We start from the raw sequence: 13758 nt of genomic DNA on the forward strand, positions 1-13758 counted from the left end.
CGCTGGCCCTGTTCCTGACCTTCTTCGTCATGGCCCCGGTGTTCGAGCGCAGCTACAACCAGGGCATCCAGCCGCTGATCAACCAGGAAATCGACGAGATGGAGGCGTTCCGCCGCACGGTGGCGCCGCTGCGCGAGTTCATGCTGAACCACACCAGCGAGAAGGATTTGCGGCTGTTCATGGACATGGCGCGTATCCAGTCGGTGCCGGAGCCCTCCGACATGCCGCTGCACGTCCTGGTCCCCGCCTTCATGATCTCGGAGATCAAGCGCGGGTTCGAAATCGGCTTCCTGCTGTTCCTGCCCTTCCTGATCATCGACATGGTGGTGTCGTCGATCCTGATGTCGATGGGCATGATGATGCTGCCGCCGACCATGGTCGCCATCCCGTTCAAGATCATCTTCTTCGTGCTGGTCGACGGGTGGTACCTGATCGCCGGATCGCTGGCGCGCAGTTTCGGCACGCTTTGAAAATAGGTGCGGGCTGAAATTGCACGCTTAGCGCGAAATACCCTGCGCACTTCGTCGCATCCCCCGCGCTTGGGCTTCGCCGCGCAAGCGCGCGCTGGCGTCCGCCGCCGTAAACGCGTATGAGGAAGCCGATGAGCGCAGGCGGGGGACCGGCAAGGAGGCCGGACCGCCGGATGGCTCCGACCTGTCGCGATCGCCGGACCGGGGTTCGACAGTCGGTGCCGTCACCGTCGCACCGGGCGCCATCGCAACGACGGACCAACCTCGGACCGCAACCACTGCATGACTGACACCGCTTTGAAGGCCGCGCCGCCAGACACCGGCAAGCTCGCGACGCTGACCCTGGGCGCGCTCGGGGTCGTTTTCGGCGACATCGGCACCAGCCCGCTCTACACGCTTCGCGAATGCTTCGGCGGCGAGCACGGGCTGGCACTGACCCCCGACAACATCCTCGGCATCATGTCGCTGGTGTTCTGGGCCCTGGTGATGGTCGTCACCGTGAAGTATGTGGGCTTCGTCATGCGGGCCGACAACAAGGGCGAGGGCGGCATCCTGTCCCTGCTGGCGCTGGCGTCGAAGACGCGGCCGGATGCGTCGGGCCGTCTGACCCTGCTGACCGCACTGGGCCTGTTCGGCGCCGCGCTGTTCTACGGCGACGGCATGATCACCCCGGCGATGTCCGTGTTGTCCGCGGTCGAAGGCCTGGAGGTGGCGGAGCCGGCGCTGGAGTCGGTCGTGGTGCCGCTGACGGTCGCCATCCTGATCGCCCTGTTCGCCATCCAAAGCCACGGCACCTCGCGCGTCGGCGCGCTGTTCGGCCCGATCATGCTGGCGTGGTTCTCGACGCTCGGCATCCTGGGGCTGGTCGAGGTGGTCCAGCAACCGGGCGTCCTGGTCGCCTTCAACCCGCTCTACGCCCTGTCATTCTTCGCCAACCACGGCGTGGCCGGCTTCCTGGTGCTGGGCGCCGTGGTTCTGGCGGTGACCGGCGGCGAGGCGCTCTATGCCGACATGGGCCATTTCGGCCGCCGCCCGATCCAGGTGGCCTGGCTGGCCGTGGTGCTGCCGGCGCTCCTGCTGAACTATCTCGGTCAATGCGCCCTTCTGCTGAGCGATCCGTCGGCGGTGCGCAGTCCCTTCTATCTGCTGGCGCCGGAATGGGGGCTCTATCCCCTGATCGGCCTGTCCACGGCCGCCACCGTCATCGCCAGCCAGGCTGTCATCTCCGGCGTCTTCTCCCTGACCCGGCAGGCCGTGCAGCTGGGCCTCTGCCCGCGGCTTGACATTCGCCACACCTCCAACGAGGAGGAAGGGCAGATCTACATCCCCCGTGCCAATTGGGGCCTGCTGGCCGCGGTGCTTGGGCTGGTGGTGCTGTTCCAGTCCTCCAGCCGGCTGGCGGCGGCCTATGGCATCGCGGTGACCGGCGACATGATCATCACCACCACCCTGTTCCTCGTGGTGGCGCGGCGCCGCTGGAACTGGAGCCTGCCGCTCTGCCTCGGTGTCGGGGCGGTGTTCCTGACGATCGAGATCTCCTTCTTCGCCGCCAATGCGGTGAAGATCCCCCATGGCGGCTGGGTGCCTCTGGTGATCGCGGTCCTCACGCTCGGCCTGATGGCCACTTGGCGTCGCGGCCGGGCCGTCCTGACCATGCGGCTGGCCGAGGAATCGCTGCCGCTCGACGCCTTCATCAAGCGGCAGGCGAAGTCCTCCGACATCCTTCGGGTGAAGGGCACGGCGGTCTTCATGACCTCCAGTTCCAACACCGTGCCGATCGCGCTGCTGCACAACCTGAAGCACAATCAGGTTCTGCACGAGCGCGTCGTCTTCGTCACCGTGGTGGTGGAGGACGTGCCCCGCGTTCCCGCCAAGGACCGCGTGGTGGTGGAGGGGCTGGCCGAGGGCTTCTACCGCATCACAGTGCGCTACGGCTTCTCGCAGGAACCGAACATCCCGAAGGCGCTGCGGCTGTGCAAGGCGTTCGGGCTGGAGTTCGACGTGATGGCGACCTCCTTCTTCCTCGGCCGCGAGACGCTGATCCCGCAGATGAACTCGCAGATGGCGCTGTGGCGCGAGAAGCTGTTCGTGGTGATGTCCCGCACATCGGTCAGCGCCACCGACTTCTTCAAGCTGCCGCCCAACCGCGTGGTGGAGTTGGGCACCCAGGTGCAGCTGTAGGGCCGGCAAGGCGGTCTGCCCCCTGTCCTGCTCGCTGAACAGGGGGCGACAGCAACCCGAAAGACCTACCCCCATCGGCCAAATAAAATCGACGCCCCCTCGGCAAATACCTGTGATCTGCCCGGAAGCCTCCCCCGTAACGGTGGTGTGTCCGCGGGAAGCGGACCTTCACCGATAAGAGGGAATGCTATGAAGAAGGTTGCCACCGTGGCGATCGCCACCCTTCTTTTTGCCGGTTGCGCCAATGCCGCCATGGAGAAGATGGTCGGCGGCGCGCCGATGTACCCCAACAAGACCATCGTGGAGAACGCGTCCCAGTCGAAGGACCACACCACGCTGGTCGCTGCCGTGAAGGCCGCCGGGCTGGTCGACACGCTGAACGGCAAGGGTCCCTTCACCGTCTTCGCCCCCACCAACGACGCCTTCGCGGCCTTGCCCGCCGGCACCGTCGACACGCTGCTGAAGCCGGAGAACAAGGGCCAGCTGACCAAGGTGCTGACCTATCACGTCGTGCCGGGCAAGCTGGACGCCAAGGACCTCGTGGCCGACATCAAGAAGGGCAACGGCAAGGCGATGCTGAAGACGGTGGAAGGCATGCCGCTGACCTTCACCCAGACCGGCGATGCCGTGATGGTCGCCGATGCATCCGGCAACATGGCCCGTGTGACCATCGCCGACGTCCAGCAGTCGAACGGCGTGGTCCACGTCATCGACAAGGTTCTGCTGCCGAAGTAACGGCGCGGAAGGGGCGGCGGGACGGGTCCGTTCCCCCCGCAGGGTGCGTCCCGCCGCCTCAGGACCCTGTCAGGACGTCTATCAGGACGTCGGCTTGTCCGCGGGCTGCTTGCCGCCGCGATATTCCTTCAGGAACTTCTTGAACATATCTACTTCCGCCACGCGGGAGCGGATGGTCCCCACGTCGATCAGTCCCATCGCCTGTTCGGGGCGGGTCAGGATGCGGAAGGCGTCCTCGTTCGGCCCGCCCTTCATCGACCCTTCGAAATCCTTCTTCAGCAGATTCAACCCGTTGCCGTCGCCGGCCAGAGCCAGCGCGACCGCCCGGTTCAGCACCAGCTGCGACATGTTGGGATCCAGCGGCTTGCCGGGCGCAGGCGGCGGTCCGATCACCTTGTTCAGCGCCAGCGCCGCGGCATCCCACTTCTGGCCCTTCCAGGCGATGTCGACGCGCAGCAGGTTGGCGTTGCCGCTGTCGTCCTGCGCCAGCAACTGCATCGCCTCGTCGCCGCGATTGAGTTCGGCCAGCGCCTTGGCCTGCATCAGCCGCCGTTCGGCCGCCAGATCGGCCGGCAGGCCGGCGATGTTCGACAGTTCCAGCGCCTTCAGCGCCTCTTCCGGCTTGTTGTCGAGCAGACGGACGGAGGCGAGACGCGTGCCGATCCGCGCCTTGTCCAGGCCGGAAAGGCGGAATTCCACCTGATGCTGCAGCAGGTCGGCGGCCCGGTTCAGCAAGTCGATGGAGATCAGCCGTTCCGCCAACTGCCGGATGATCTCGTCGCCGGCCTCGCCCACCGGGGTCAATTCGCGGAATTGGTCGTAGAGCTGCAGCGCATCGAGCGTCGGTAGGCGCTGCGCACCGTCCTTGAACAGGTCGGCGAAGATGCGCGACATCTCCCTGGTGATCGCCTCCGCCCGCGGCGTGTCGGCGACCAGTGCCGCCGTTTCCTTCATTGTGTTGAAGCCCTTGGCATATTCGCCGCCGGCAATCAGCACCTCGCCCATGCGCGAGCGGATCTGCATCTCCAGGTCGTCGCCGCGCCAGGTGAAGGTCAGGCCGGCCAGTTGCTCCGCCGCCGCAGTCGGCGACATCTTGCCTTCGGAAAGCTCCAGGTTGGTCAGCGCCAGCCCGGCCTTGGCGCGATAGAAGCGGTCGTAGCTGTTGAAGGCGGCGGTCAGCTGCTGGCGCGCCTGATCGGTCTCGCCGGTCTGGGCATAGAGCAGGCCGCGCAGGTACTGTGTCTGCGGGTTCTCCTCCTGCTCCGGGCCGCTGTGTTCGATCACGCGGTCGAACAGCCGCTTGGCGGTGGCGGTGTCGCGCGTCTCCAGCGCCGCCTCCGCCGCACGCAGGCCGAGCTTGCCGATCATCGGTTCCGGATAGCCGTTCAGGATCTGACCCGACGCCTTGAAACCGGCCATCGCCTTCGGCCAGTCGCGCCGGTCGGCGGCGATGGCGGCACGCCATAGGTTGGCTTCCGGGTTGTTGGCCAGCGACGGAATCGACAGGTCGGCCTCGCCGCCCTCCAGATCGCCGGCCAGCACGCGGGCCGCCCCGCGCAGCGCGCGGAATTCCGGCCAGCCTTCCAGGTCCGGCTGATTCTGCTGCAGAACATCCAGCAGGCCCAGCGTCTCCTGACCGAAACCGTTGGCGAAATAGAAGCGTGCGAGGTCGAGCTGCGCCTTCGCCCGCTCCGATTCCGGAGCATTGACGACGGCGAGCTGGAGGTCCTGGCGTGCCTGGGTGAAATTGTCGAGGTCGCCGTGCTTCCAGGCCGGCAGGTTGAACAGGCGGCGACCCTGCGCCTGGGCCTGTGCCTGGGCCGGCTGCGCCTTCGGCGGCTCCATGGACGACGCGCCGCCGGTCGGCGGAACGGGCTGCGGGGCGGCGGCAAGCTGGGCCGGGACCGGCTGCGGTGCCGTCTGCTGTGCCGGGGCGGGCATGGCGCCGGGTGTCGGTGCCACGGCCGGATTGCCGGCATCGGCAGCCGGCGACAGGTGCAGCCCCCCGGCGGTGGTCAGTTCCACCCCCTCCTTGATCGCACGAACCGTCACATTGTCGGAGATCGGCCGCACCACAACGCCCTGGTAGGAGGGCATGACCTCCAGATCCGGATAGCGGTGGGGCTCGGGCAGGCCACGCCCCGGGCTGGGCAGCGGCACCACTTGAATGCGGTCGCCGACGTCGGGATCGGCAAACTGCACGACGTTGGCGGCGTCCGGGGCGCGAACCAGCAGCCGGGCGCCCAGCAGGAAATCGGGATCGGGTTCCACCCGCAGGTCGCCGGCGCTGCCGATGTTGGCGGGACGACCGGAGGACAGGATGCGCCAGCTGGTGCCCTGCCGCTCCACCGTCGGCCAGACCATCGGACCGATCTTGGTGCGGAACACGCTGCCGCCGGTCGCCGGCACCGGCTCCACCGCGCCCATCAGCTCGGATCCGGGACCGCTGAGCTTGCCGGCACCGATGGGCATGGGCCGGTCGAACACGACGTAGAGCTGGCCGGCCCGCGGATAGACTGCGATCGACGACGGTCCGCCGGTGTCGAAGGTCAGAACCGGTCCCTTGGGTCCGGCTACCGGCTGAGTCTTGGCATCGGTGGGCGTCGCGGGTGCCGCCTTGGCTTCAACCGGAGGAGCCGGCTGGGCAGCAGCGGCCGGTGCGGCAGCCGGTGTCGCGGTCGCCGCATTGGCGGCGGTGGCGGAGCGGCTGGTCGTCGTCGACGCAACGGTCGGCCCGTCGGTGGCCGGCGCCTGACTGCTCCCCTGGCCGCCCTGCGGCGGCATCGTCCCTTGCGATCCGGCGACCGTGGGCGCGGCTTCGGTCTTCGGCAGCCCGGCACGCGATCCGGGGTTGCCGACGGACAGAATCACGGATTTGCCCTGCGCGCTGTCGCTCACCTCGGCATCCTGCGGCACGGCCAGGGTGATGGCCAGCGACCCGTCCGGCTGGCGGTAGGACTCCACGTTCTGGATGTTGCGCAGCTTCGCCTTGGCCACTGCCGACAGGTCGGCGGTGCCGCCCTTGTCGAAGGAGACGGTCACGGCCGCCCCGTCGCGCTTGACCGAATAACCGACCGGCGACGGCCAGTCGAAGGTCAGCCGGCTCTGGTCCGGCTGGTCCGCAGCCCGCACCCGAACCCGGCCGGCGGACGGCACCGGCTTGGCGGGCTCCGCCTTCGCGGGTTCCGTCGTTGCCGATGCCGTCGCAGTGGATTGCGCCGCAGCGGGTGACAGGTCGATGGCGACGGCGTTGCCATTGCGGAAGCTCTTCAGCGAGATCGGACGCTTCAGGTCGAAGGAGACCGTCTTGCCGTCCGGCTCCACCCGGCCGCCGGCCAGATAATCCGGCAGTGCCCGAACCAGACGATCCAATTGCGCGTCGATCGGTTCGGTGAAGGTGACGACCAGCCGGTCGCCCTCCACCGACGCGGTGTAGTCCACCTTGCCCGGCCAGTCGAAGACCAGCCGCCCGAATTCCCTGTGGGTGCCGCCGCGCACCGGCACGGTGGCGGCATCGGACGGCAGAGGGGACAGCAGGACCGGCACGGTCAACAGCGCCACCGCGGCGGCACAGCCGCGCAGCCAGCGCTTTCTCCGATATGCCGACCGGTCAGTCACCTCAATCCGCTCCTTCTTCTCGCACCACGATATCCACCGGCAGGCGTCCGCCGCCAGCCCCTTCAACCGGCATCATCACAGCCCGCGCCACCAGATCCCGGCGATAGCCGGTTTCCCGCAACGCGGCGGAGACGGCGACCGCCCTGGTCAGCGCCCGTTCCCAGGCCACACCACCGGCCGGATCCTCGCGCTCCGCATGGCCGACCAGCTCGATCCGGTTGCCGATGCGGCCGATGACGGCGCCCAGCAGGAACAGCACCCGCCGCCCCTCCTCGGTAAAGGCGGCGCCGGTCGGATCGAACATCCGTTCCCCCGGCAGGCGGATGACGACGCGGTCGTCCTCGCGCCGGACATCGACCACCGACAACTCGGCGTTCGACCGCAGTTGGCTGCCCAGCAGGGCCGCCAGATAATGCAGGTCGATGGCCGCGCGCTGCTCCACCGCCTGCGCATTGAAGGCTGCCGACGGATCGGCCGGCCGGTCGGACGGTGCGGCGGCGGTGGACCGCGCGGCGGGGATCGAGTCCGCCACGCCCTTCGCCAGACGGGTCCAGCGTTCGGCCTCCGGCTCGCTCATCGAATACATCAGAACGAAGAAGGCGAGCATCAATGAGATCAGGTCCGTGAAGCTGATCAGCCACAGAGTCTTGCGCTGACCGCCGCGATCCTCGGCTCCCGACTTGCCGGATATGTTGGGAACGCGGATCATTTCCGCACCTCCGGCCTGCGCCTGGTCGTCCCATCCTCGTCCCAGCGCAGGGAGAACAGCAGACGCACACCACCCGGCTCGCCCCGCTCGATGCCGACGGTGACGTTGCGGGCCGGTGCGCCATCGGCGATCAGCGCACGGGCGAAGGCCCCGGCGCGCGCGACCGGCCCCGGCGGCTGGCTGGGCGTTCCCGTCGGGCCGATGCCCAACAGCGCGTCCAGTTCCACCCGCTCGCCATGGCGCGACTGGCGCAGCGCGTCGGCGATCCGGTCGATCAGGCCCTGGCGGTCCGGCCGCAGCATCATGGTGCCGGGGACGAACAGGTCGTCGGCGGGCAGACGCACCTCCAGCAGCTTGCCGGGAGCGACCACCTCCACCTTCGCGACCGCGATCTCGGTGGCGAACAGCGTGCCGACACCGTCTAGCCGCTGCACCGCAAAGACCGTCCCGGCGCGCGAGGCCACCGGCTCCGTCCCATCGCGCAGGCGCGGATCGATGACGAAGCTCGGGAAGGTCCGCTCCAGCGAGGCGGCGACCGCCTTCACCTTCTGCACGGTCTGCACGGAATGGGCGTTCAGCACGATGAAGAAGACCAGCAGCAGCAGGAACAGCGACAGCAGAAGCAGGATGCTGCCGTTGTTGGGATTGGCATGTTCCTCCCCGCCCCCACGGCCGGCCCGCATCGTCAGAAGCCCGGCGCCGGCCGGACCCGGTCCGCGGCCTTGGGTCGACCGGCCGCTGTTGAGCCCGCTGGTGGGTTTGCCGGCCAGCATGGCGTCAGTCGAAGCTGGCGAGCAGGCGGTCGATTTCGTCCTGGTCCATGGCGTTGCCCGGCAACTGCGGCCCATGCAGAAGCTGCTGGTCCGCCTCCTCCGCGCTCATCGGTTCGAAATGGACGGCGGTCTCGGCGTCCTCCGCCGCCAGCTTGGCCAGACGGGGGGCGTGGTTCTGGCGCACCTCGCTGCCGAAGGCGGCGACGATCATGTCCACTTTCGATTCGATGTGCTTCAGCGTCCGCACCACCTTGCTGATGCGCTGGCCGGTGATGTCCTGGAAGTTGCAGGCCTCGTAGATCGCGGTGATCTGGTCGTTCAGCTTGGCGGCGGTTTCGGCATCCGACTGCCCCGCGATGGCGCCGATGGCGTCGCAGGCGTCGAATATGGCAAAGGTCGCCTTCTCCGTCGCGCCGATCACCGCGTCCAGTTCGTCCGTGGCGGTGCGGATATGCTCGTCGCGGATTTCCGCTGGCTGGAGCGCCGCGATCTCCTGCTTGGCCGTCTCGATGTATTTGGCGAGGTCGACGACCTCCTTGTAGAGGCGCAGGTCGGTGGCAGAGATGTCGCCGTCCATGCTGCCCAGGATGGTCCGGAGGATGTCCGTCACCTCGTCCCGCGACAGGGGCTTGGCGGCCTCGGCGAAGGCGGCGTCGAGGCGCTGTCTCAGAAGCTTCTGTTCCGTCACGGCGGAATGGGCGGAGAAGGTCATCGGGCGTGTCCAGCGAGAGGGGCCAGGGCCTTGGCGGAATATGCCGGATCCTCCCCGGTCGGCGCCCTCCAGCGAGCGCCCGTCGGTGCCGCAGGGCGGAGGTGCAACGCTCCGACCGCTTGTGGCGCCCAACCGTCCCAGGAACTGTCCGAGCCGACCAAGCCTATGGCGCGAGGGTTAAGAGCCCGTAAAGACGACCCTGCCGGAGCGCAGCCGTGGCCCGTTCGCCACAGTGTGATCCACCCGTGATCGACCGGAGTGCGACCGCAGCGGGTGGGCAGAGAGGGTGATCAGAACAGGCCGGCGGCGGCCGGCGCGCCCAGCAGGGCGATCAGGACCAGGATGGTGACGGCAACCAGCCGTTCCGCCGGAGACCAGCGTTTCCAGTCCTTCCTGAAGCTTTTCAGTTCGTCGGCCATGACAGACCTTCCGGTTTCGAGAACTACACTGCAACGCAACGAAACTGCGCCGGGTCCAGTTGACGCATGGTTAACACCCAGCACAGAAGCATTCTTCCAACCGAACTGGCACAGAAATGCCACAGTCACCGCGTCCGAACCGATGATGCAGGTCAAAGATCGGTCAAATTCTCGGCATTGCCCAGCACCCGCGCGGCGATGGCCGGTGCGCCGGCGGCGTGCCTCTTACGGCCGCTTCCGTAACCGGCCGGCAATGCCTAGATGATACGCTCTAGACCAAGCCGCCGGGGTCGGCCGGGCGGCACCGACAGGGGATGCGGATGGCGAAGGGAACCGACCTGAAGATCGGGCTTGCGCTGGGCAGCGGGGCCGCCCGGGGCTGGGCGCATATCGGCGTCCTGCGCGCGCTGGAGGAGATCGGGCTCGAACCGGACATCATCTGCGGCACCTCCATCGGCGCCGCCGTCGGAGCCGCCTATCTGACCGGCCAGATGGACGAGCTTCAGGCCTGGGCGCAGAAGATGGGCTGGCTCGGCATGCTGGGCATCATCGATCTCACCTTCCGGCGCGGCGGGCTGGTCGCCGCCGAAAAGGCGTTCGGCCGCTTCGACAACGACCGCAGCAACATCCTGATCGAGAATTTGCGGCTGCCTTTCGCCACGGTTGCCACCGACCTGTCGACGGGGCGCGAGATCTGGCTGCGTGACGGGCCGCTGATGTCGGCGGTAATGGCGTCGGCCGCCATGCCCGGCCTGTTCCCGGCCGTGCGGCGCGACCATCACCTGCTGGTGGACGGCGCGCTGGTCAACCCGGTGCCGGTGTCGCTCTGCCGGGCGCTCGGGGCCGACGTGGTGGTGGCGGTGAACCTGAACAGCGAACTGTCCCCGCTCGGCCGCCCGAATGGACGCGGCAGCGGGGGGCGCGTGAACGGCAAGCCTGCCGTCGCCAAAGCCCCGGCCTCTGTGCCGGAGGCGGTGGTGGCCGGCGGCGATGCCGGCTCCCCGGCGCTGTCGCATCTGACCAGCCAGATCTCTACATGGCTCGGCCGCAAGCCCAGCAGTCGCACCCGCTTCATAGCCGACCAGATCGACGACGCCCATGCCCAGAAGCCGATGCCGAATGCGCTGGAGGTGATGGCCGGCTCCATCGACATCATGCAGGACCGCATCACCCGCTCCCGTCTGGCCGGCGAGCCGCCGGACGTTCTGATCGCGCCGAGGCTGGCCCATATCGGCATCCTGGAGTTCGACCGCGCGGCGGAGGCGGTGGAGATCGGTTATGCGGCGGCGTCCATGCTCCGCCCATCGATCGAACTGGCCCTGCGCCGCGCCTGACCGGCGCCCGGTTCCGCGCAACATCTCTGTCGACGGGCCCCGCCCCCGTCATACATCCCCGATCCCCGCGAGAGCCCAGCTTCCATGAGCCAGTCCGCGCTGACCGATTACATCTCCGCCCTTCTGACCAGCGGAGCGCCGCATTGGGGTTCCGGCGGGACGGTGCTGGACGGCACCTCCGTCGGAGGTGCGGTCACCGTCACCTATGCCTTCGCGACCAGTTCGCGTCAGGTGGCCGGCGCCGACGCCACCGGCTTCGCGACGATGAACAACGAGCAGCGCGCCGTGGTCCGTCAGGCATTGGCGGCCTGGAGCGCCGTGGCCAACATCACCTTCGTCGAAACGGCCGACGTTTCCGGCGCCACGATGCTGTTCGGCACCAACCGGCAGAACGGCGTCACCGCCGCCTATGCCTACTACCCATCCGCCGCGTCGCAGGGCGGCGACGTCTTCCTTGCCAACGACAGCGCCGGCAACGTCAATCCCACGGCCGGAAGCTATGCCTACATGACGGTCATCCACGAGATCGGCCATGCGCTGGGCCTGAAACACCCCGGCAACTATGACGCCGGCAGCACCGACGGAACCGAGGGACCCTTCCTTCCGGCCACGACGGACAATTATGCATACAGCATCATGTCCTACAACGGCAACGATGCCCTGCCGTCGGGGACCTACCTGACCGGTCCGAGCCTCTACGACATCGCGGCGATCCAGTATCTCTACGGCGCCAACCTGTCCACCGGTGCCGGCGATAGCAGTTACACGCTGAACACCGGCAGTTTCACCACCTTATGGGACCCGAACGGCCGCAACACGCTGAACGGCGGCACGCAGACGGCGTCGCTGTCGCTGGACTTGCGCACGGGTGGGTTCAGCAGTGCAGGAGGCACGACCTTCCTGGCACTGGCCTATGGCACCACGGTCCAGCTGGCGGTCGGCGGGAGCGGCGACGACATCATCACCGTCAACACGCTGGGGAATATCCTGGACGGCGGCGGCGGCACCGACACGGTGGTGTTCAGCGGCAGCCGGTCGCGATATCGCGTCCAACAGCTTGATGCCAGCCGCTACGTCGTCAGCGGCGCCGACGGCGTCGACCTGCTGAGCAACATCGAATACCTCCGCTTCTCCGACACCGGCACCGCCCTGTCGGCCAGCGTGTCCGGCAATTTCGATCCCCTGCGCTACATCGCGTCCAACGCCGACCTGATCGCCGCCATCCGCACCGATGCCGCCGCCGCGACGCAGCATCTCACCGGTGCCGGCGTCTTTGAGGGGCGCAGCCTGACCGGGTTCAATCCCTACAATTACCTGGCAGGCTACGGCGACCTGCTGAACGCCTTCGGCAGCGATGTCGGTGCCGCGACCCGCCATTACATCGAGGTCGGAAACCGCGAGGGCCGCAGTTCCACCCTGTTCGACACGCTGTCCTATCAGGCCGGCAACCGCGACCTGATCGCCGCCTACGGCGACAACCGAGAGGCGGCGGAACTGCACTACATCGTCAATGGTCGCTTCGAGGGCCGCTCCCTCGCCGGATTCAATGCCCCCGCCTATCTGGCTGCCAACCCCGACGTCAACTCCGCCGTGAGCGGCAGCATCGCCGGCGCCAAGCAGCATTACGTCAGCTATGGCTTCACCGAGGGGCGGGCGCTGGCGTGAGCGCCGGCGCCTATTTCGCCGGCCACATCCAGGTCAGCTCGTGCTTGTTGTGGTGCAGGTGGAGCACCCGACCGCCGGGAATCGCGGCGAAGGCGCGGGCGGTCTCATGGTCGGTTTCCGCCTGGAACTTCAGCGTGCAGACGAAGCGCTTGGCCAGCCCGCTGTCCATCCACTCCTTTACCAGCCGCAAGAGGCGGGTCGGATAGCAGATCACGTCGCAGCACAGCCAGTCGACCGGGCCGACCGTCGCCGGCTTCAGGCCGAAAGCGCTTTCCTGGCGGATCTCCACCCGCGGCAGGGCGGCGATGGCGGGGTCGAGCGGCGCCTTGTCGACGCTGACCACCGATGTCCCCAACTCGTGCAGCACCCAGGTCCAGCCGCCGGGACAGGCGCCCAGATCGAGGCAGCGGTCTCCCGGCCCCGGCTGTTCCCCGAACAGGGTCAGCGCTTCCCACAGCTTCAGATAGGCGCGGTTGGGGGGAGCGGTGCGGTTCTCGACGAAGGTGACCTCGCCGTTGCGGAACGGGCTGGAGCAATGCGCCGCCGCGATGATGGTGGACTCGTCGGTCAACGTCCAGGACCCCAGCGGCGCCGTCGGCAGCGGCGACGGGAAGACCACCGGCTTGGCTGAGACGTGCGGCAGGTTTTCCTGGATCAGGGCGGCGCGGCGGTGGTTCCGCTGCGACCACAGCGCCCAGTTACGCTGGATGCCGCGCAATGCCTTCGCCCCGCTCTTGATCGAGGCGAATTCGATGCGCACCGGATCGTACCAGATGTTCTGCGCCCAGGCCGCCGGCCTTGCAGGGCCGTCGACGAAGACCAGCCGGCCGTCGACCGACGCGACCTCCCCCAGCTCCGCCACCAGATCGTCGAGGAAGCCGTCGGCCGCCAGATACACCGTCTGGCCGAGCGGGGTCACCACCGCGCCGGGAGCGGTCTCACCGGGAGCGGGCTGCGGCAGGGAAGCGGAGGTGTCTTGGGGGGTGCTGTCGTCCATGCCCCAGGGGCTACCGCCGCCGGCCGGCGAATGCAAGCGCAAGGATGCGGCATGACACTTTCGCGGTGACGCGAAGGGGGCTGTGACAAAGCGTCCCGAACCTTCTTATATGCGACTGGTTCGCAAAGTGGGTGTTGACAACGAT

Annotated in this window: 11 protein-coding genes; 5 read left to right on the forward strand and 6 right to left on the reverse strand. The window is 67.9% G+C overall.

Annotated features, from left to right (window positions below; genetic code table 11):
• From fliP to VD964_RS29165, 3 genes are all read left to right on the forward strand, one after another.
• The coding region (fliP, locus tag VD964_RS29155) for a flagellar type III secretion system pore protein FliP (RefSeq protein WP_324871929.1) at nucleotides 1-470 on the forward strand (470 nt) is incomplete at its 5' end.
• Between the two features lie 282 nt (nucleotides 471-752).
• Complete coding sequence (locus VD964_RS29160; RefSeq protein WP_324871930.1) at nucleotides 753-2651, forward strand: potassium transporter Kup; 1899 nt, start codon at nucleotides 753-755, stop codon at nucleotides 2649-2651.
• Between the two features lie 189 nt (nucleotides 2652-2840).
• A complete protein-coding gene (locus tag VD964_RS29165; RefSeq protein WP_324871931.1) occupies nucleotides 2841-3386 on the forward strand; it encodes a fasciclin domain-containing protein in 546 nt (181 codons plus the stop codon).
• An 81-nt stretch (nucleotides 3387-3467) separates the two neighbouring features.
• On the opposite strand, the gene VD964_RS29170 is transcribed toward VD964_RS29165, so the two are convergent.
• The 5 genes from VD964_RS29170 to VD964_RS29190 form a co-directional block, all read right to left on the reverse strand.
• Nucleotides 3468-7004, reverse strand: a complete 3537-nt coding sequence (locus VD964_RS29170) for a tetratricopeptide repeat protein (RefSeq protein WP_324871932.1) — start codon at nucleotides 7002-7004, stop codon at nucleotides 3468-3470.
• Nucleotide 7005: 1 nt separating this feature from the next.
• Nucleotides 7006-7713, reverse strand: a complete 708-nt coding sequence (locus VD964_RS29175) for an OmpA/MotB family protein (protein WP_324871933.1) — start codon at nucleotides 7711-7713, stop codon at nucleotides 7006-7008.
• Nucleotides 7710-8486, reverse strand: a complete 777-nt coding sequence (locus VD964_RS29180; protein WP_324871934.1) for a hypothetical protein — start codon at nucleotides 8484-8486, stop codon at nucleotides 7710-7712. The genes VD964_RS29175 and VD964_RS29180 overlap by 4 nt, the downstream gene beginning before the upstream one ends.
• Before the next feature lie 4 nt (nucleotides 8487-8490).
• Nucleotides 8491-9198 carry a protein phosphatase CheZ gene (locus VD964_RS29185; protein WP_324871935.1) on the reverse strand — a complete coding sequence of 236 codons (708 nt, stop codon included), beginning with the start codon at nucleotides 9196-9198 and terminating at the stop codon, nucleotides 8491-8493.
• Between the two features lie 290 nt (nucleotides 9199-9488).
• The gene (locus VD964_RS29190) at nucleotides 9489-9617 is read right to left on the reverse strand and encodes a hypothetical protein (protein WP_255542855.1); all 129 of its coding nucleotides are present in this window, start codon (nucleotides 9615-9617) and stop codon (nucleotides 9489-9491) included.
• A 320-nt stretch (nucleotides 9618-9937) separates the two neighbouring features.
• Between VD964_RS29190 and VD964_RS29195 the strand changes: the two genes are divergently transcribed.
• On the forward strand, nucleotides 9938-10951 hold the full coding sequence (locus VD964_RS29195) for a patatin-like phospholipase family protein (protein ID WP_324871936.1): 1014 nt from the start codon (nucleotides 9938-9940) through the stop codon (nucleotides 10949-10951).
• An 84-nt stretch (nucleotides 10952-11035) separates the two neighbouring features.
• Nucleotides 11036-12616: a M10 family metallopeptidase C-terminal domain-containing protein gene (locus VD964_RS29200; protein ID WP_324871937.1), complete on the forward strand. Its 1581-nt coding sequence runs from the start codon at nucleotides 11036-11038 to the stop codon at nucleotides 12614-12616.
• 10 nt (nucleotides 12617-12626) lie between these two features.
• On the opposite strand, the gene VD964_RS29205 is transcribed toward VD964_RS29200, so the two are convergent.
• On the reverse strand, nucleotides 12627-13613 hold the full coding sequence (locus VD964_RS29205; RefSeq protein WP_324871938.1) for an SAM-dependent methyltransferase: 987 nt from the start codon (nucleotides 13611-13613) through the stop codon (nucleotides 12627-12629).
• Between the last annotated feature and the right edge of the window lie 145 nt (nucleotides 13614-13758).

This window comes from Azospirillum sp. (genome assembly GCF_035628975.1).
Taxonomy (GTDB): domain Bacteria; phylum Pseudomonadota; class Alphaproteobacteria; order Azospirillales; family Azospirillaceae; genus Azospirillum.

Coding starts and splice junctions, on each gene's coding strand:
- VD964_RS29175 (WP_324871933.1), bottom strand. CDS start 7,713: ATGATCCGCGTTCCCAACATATCCGGCAAGTCGGGAGCCGAGGATCGC.
- VD964_RS29165 (WP_324871931.1), top strand. CDS start 2,841: ATGAAGAAGGTTGCCACCGTGGCGATCGCCACCCTTCTTTTTGCCGGT.
- VD964_RS29195 (WP_324871936.1), top strand. CDS start 9,938: ATGGCGAAGGGAACCGACCTGAAGATCGGGCTTGCGCTGGGCAGCGGG.
- VD964_RS29190 (WP_255542855.1), bottom strand. CDS start 9,617: ATGGCCGACGAACTGAAAAGCTTCAGGAAGGACTGGAAACGCTGGTCT.
- VD964_RS29180 (WP_324871934.1), bottom strand. CDS start 8,486: ATGCTGGCCGGCAAACCCACCAGCGGGCTCAACAGCGGCCGGTCGACC.
- VD964_RS29185 (WP_324871935.1), bottom strand. CDS start 9,198: ATGACCTTCTCCGCCCATTCCGCCGTGACGGAACAGAAGCTTCTGAGA.
- VD964_RS29205 (WP_324871938.1), bottom strand. CDS start 13,613: ATGGACGACAGCACCCCCCAAGACACCTCCGCTTCCCTGCCGCAGCCC.
- VD964_RS29160 (WP_324871930.1), top strand. CDS start 753: ATGACTGACACCGCTTTGAAGGCCGCGCCGCCAGACACCGGCAAGCTC.
- VD964_RS29200 (WP_324871937.1), top strand. CDS start 11,036: ATGAGCCAGTCCGCGCTGACCGATTACATCTCCGCCCTTCTGACCAGC.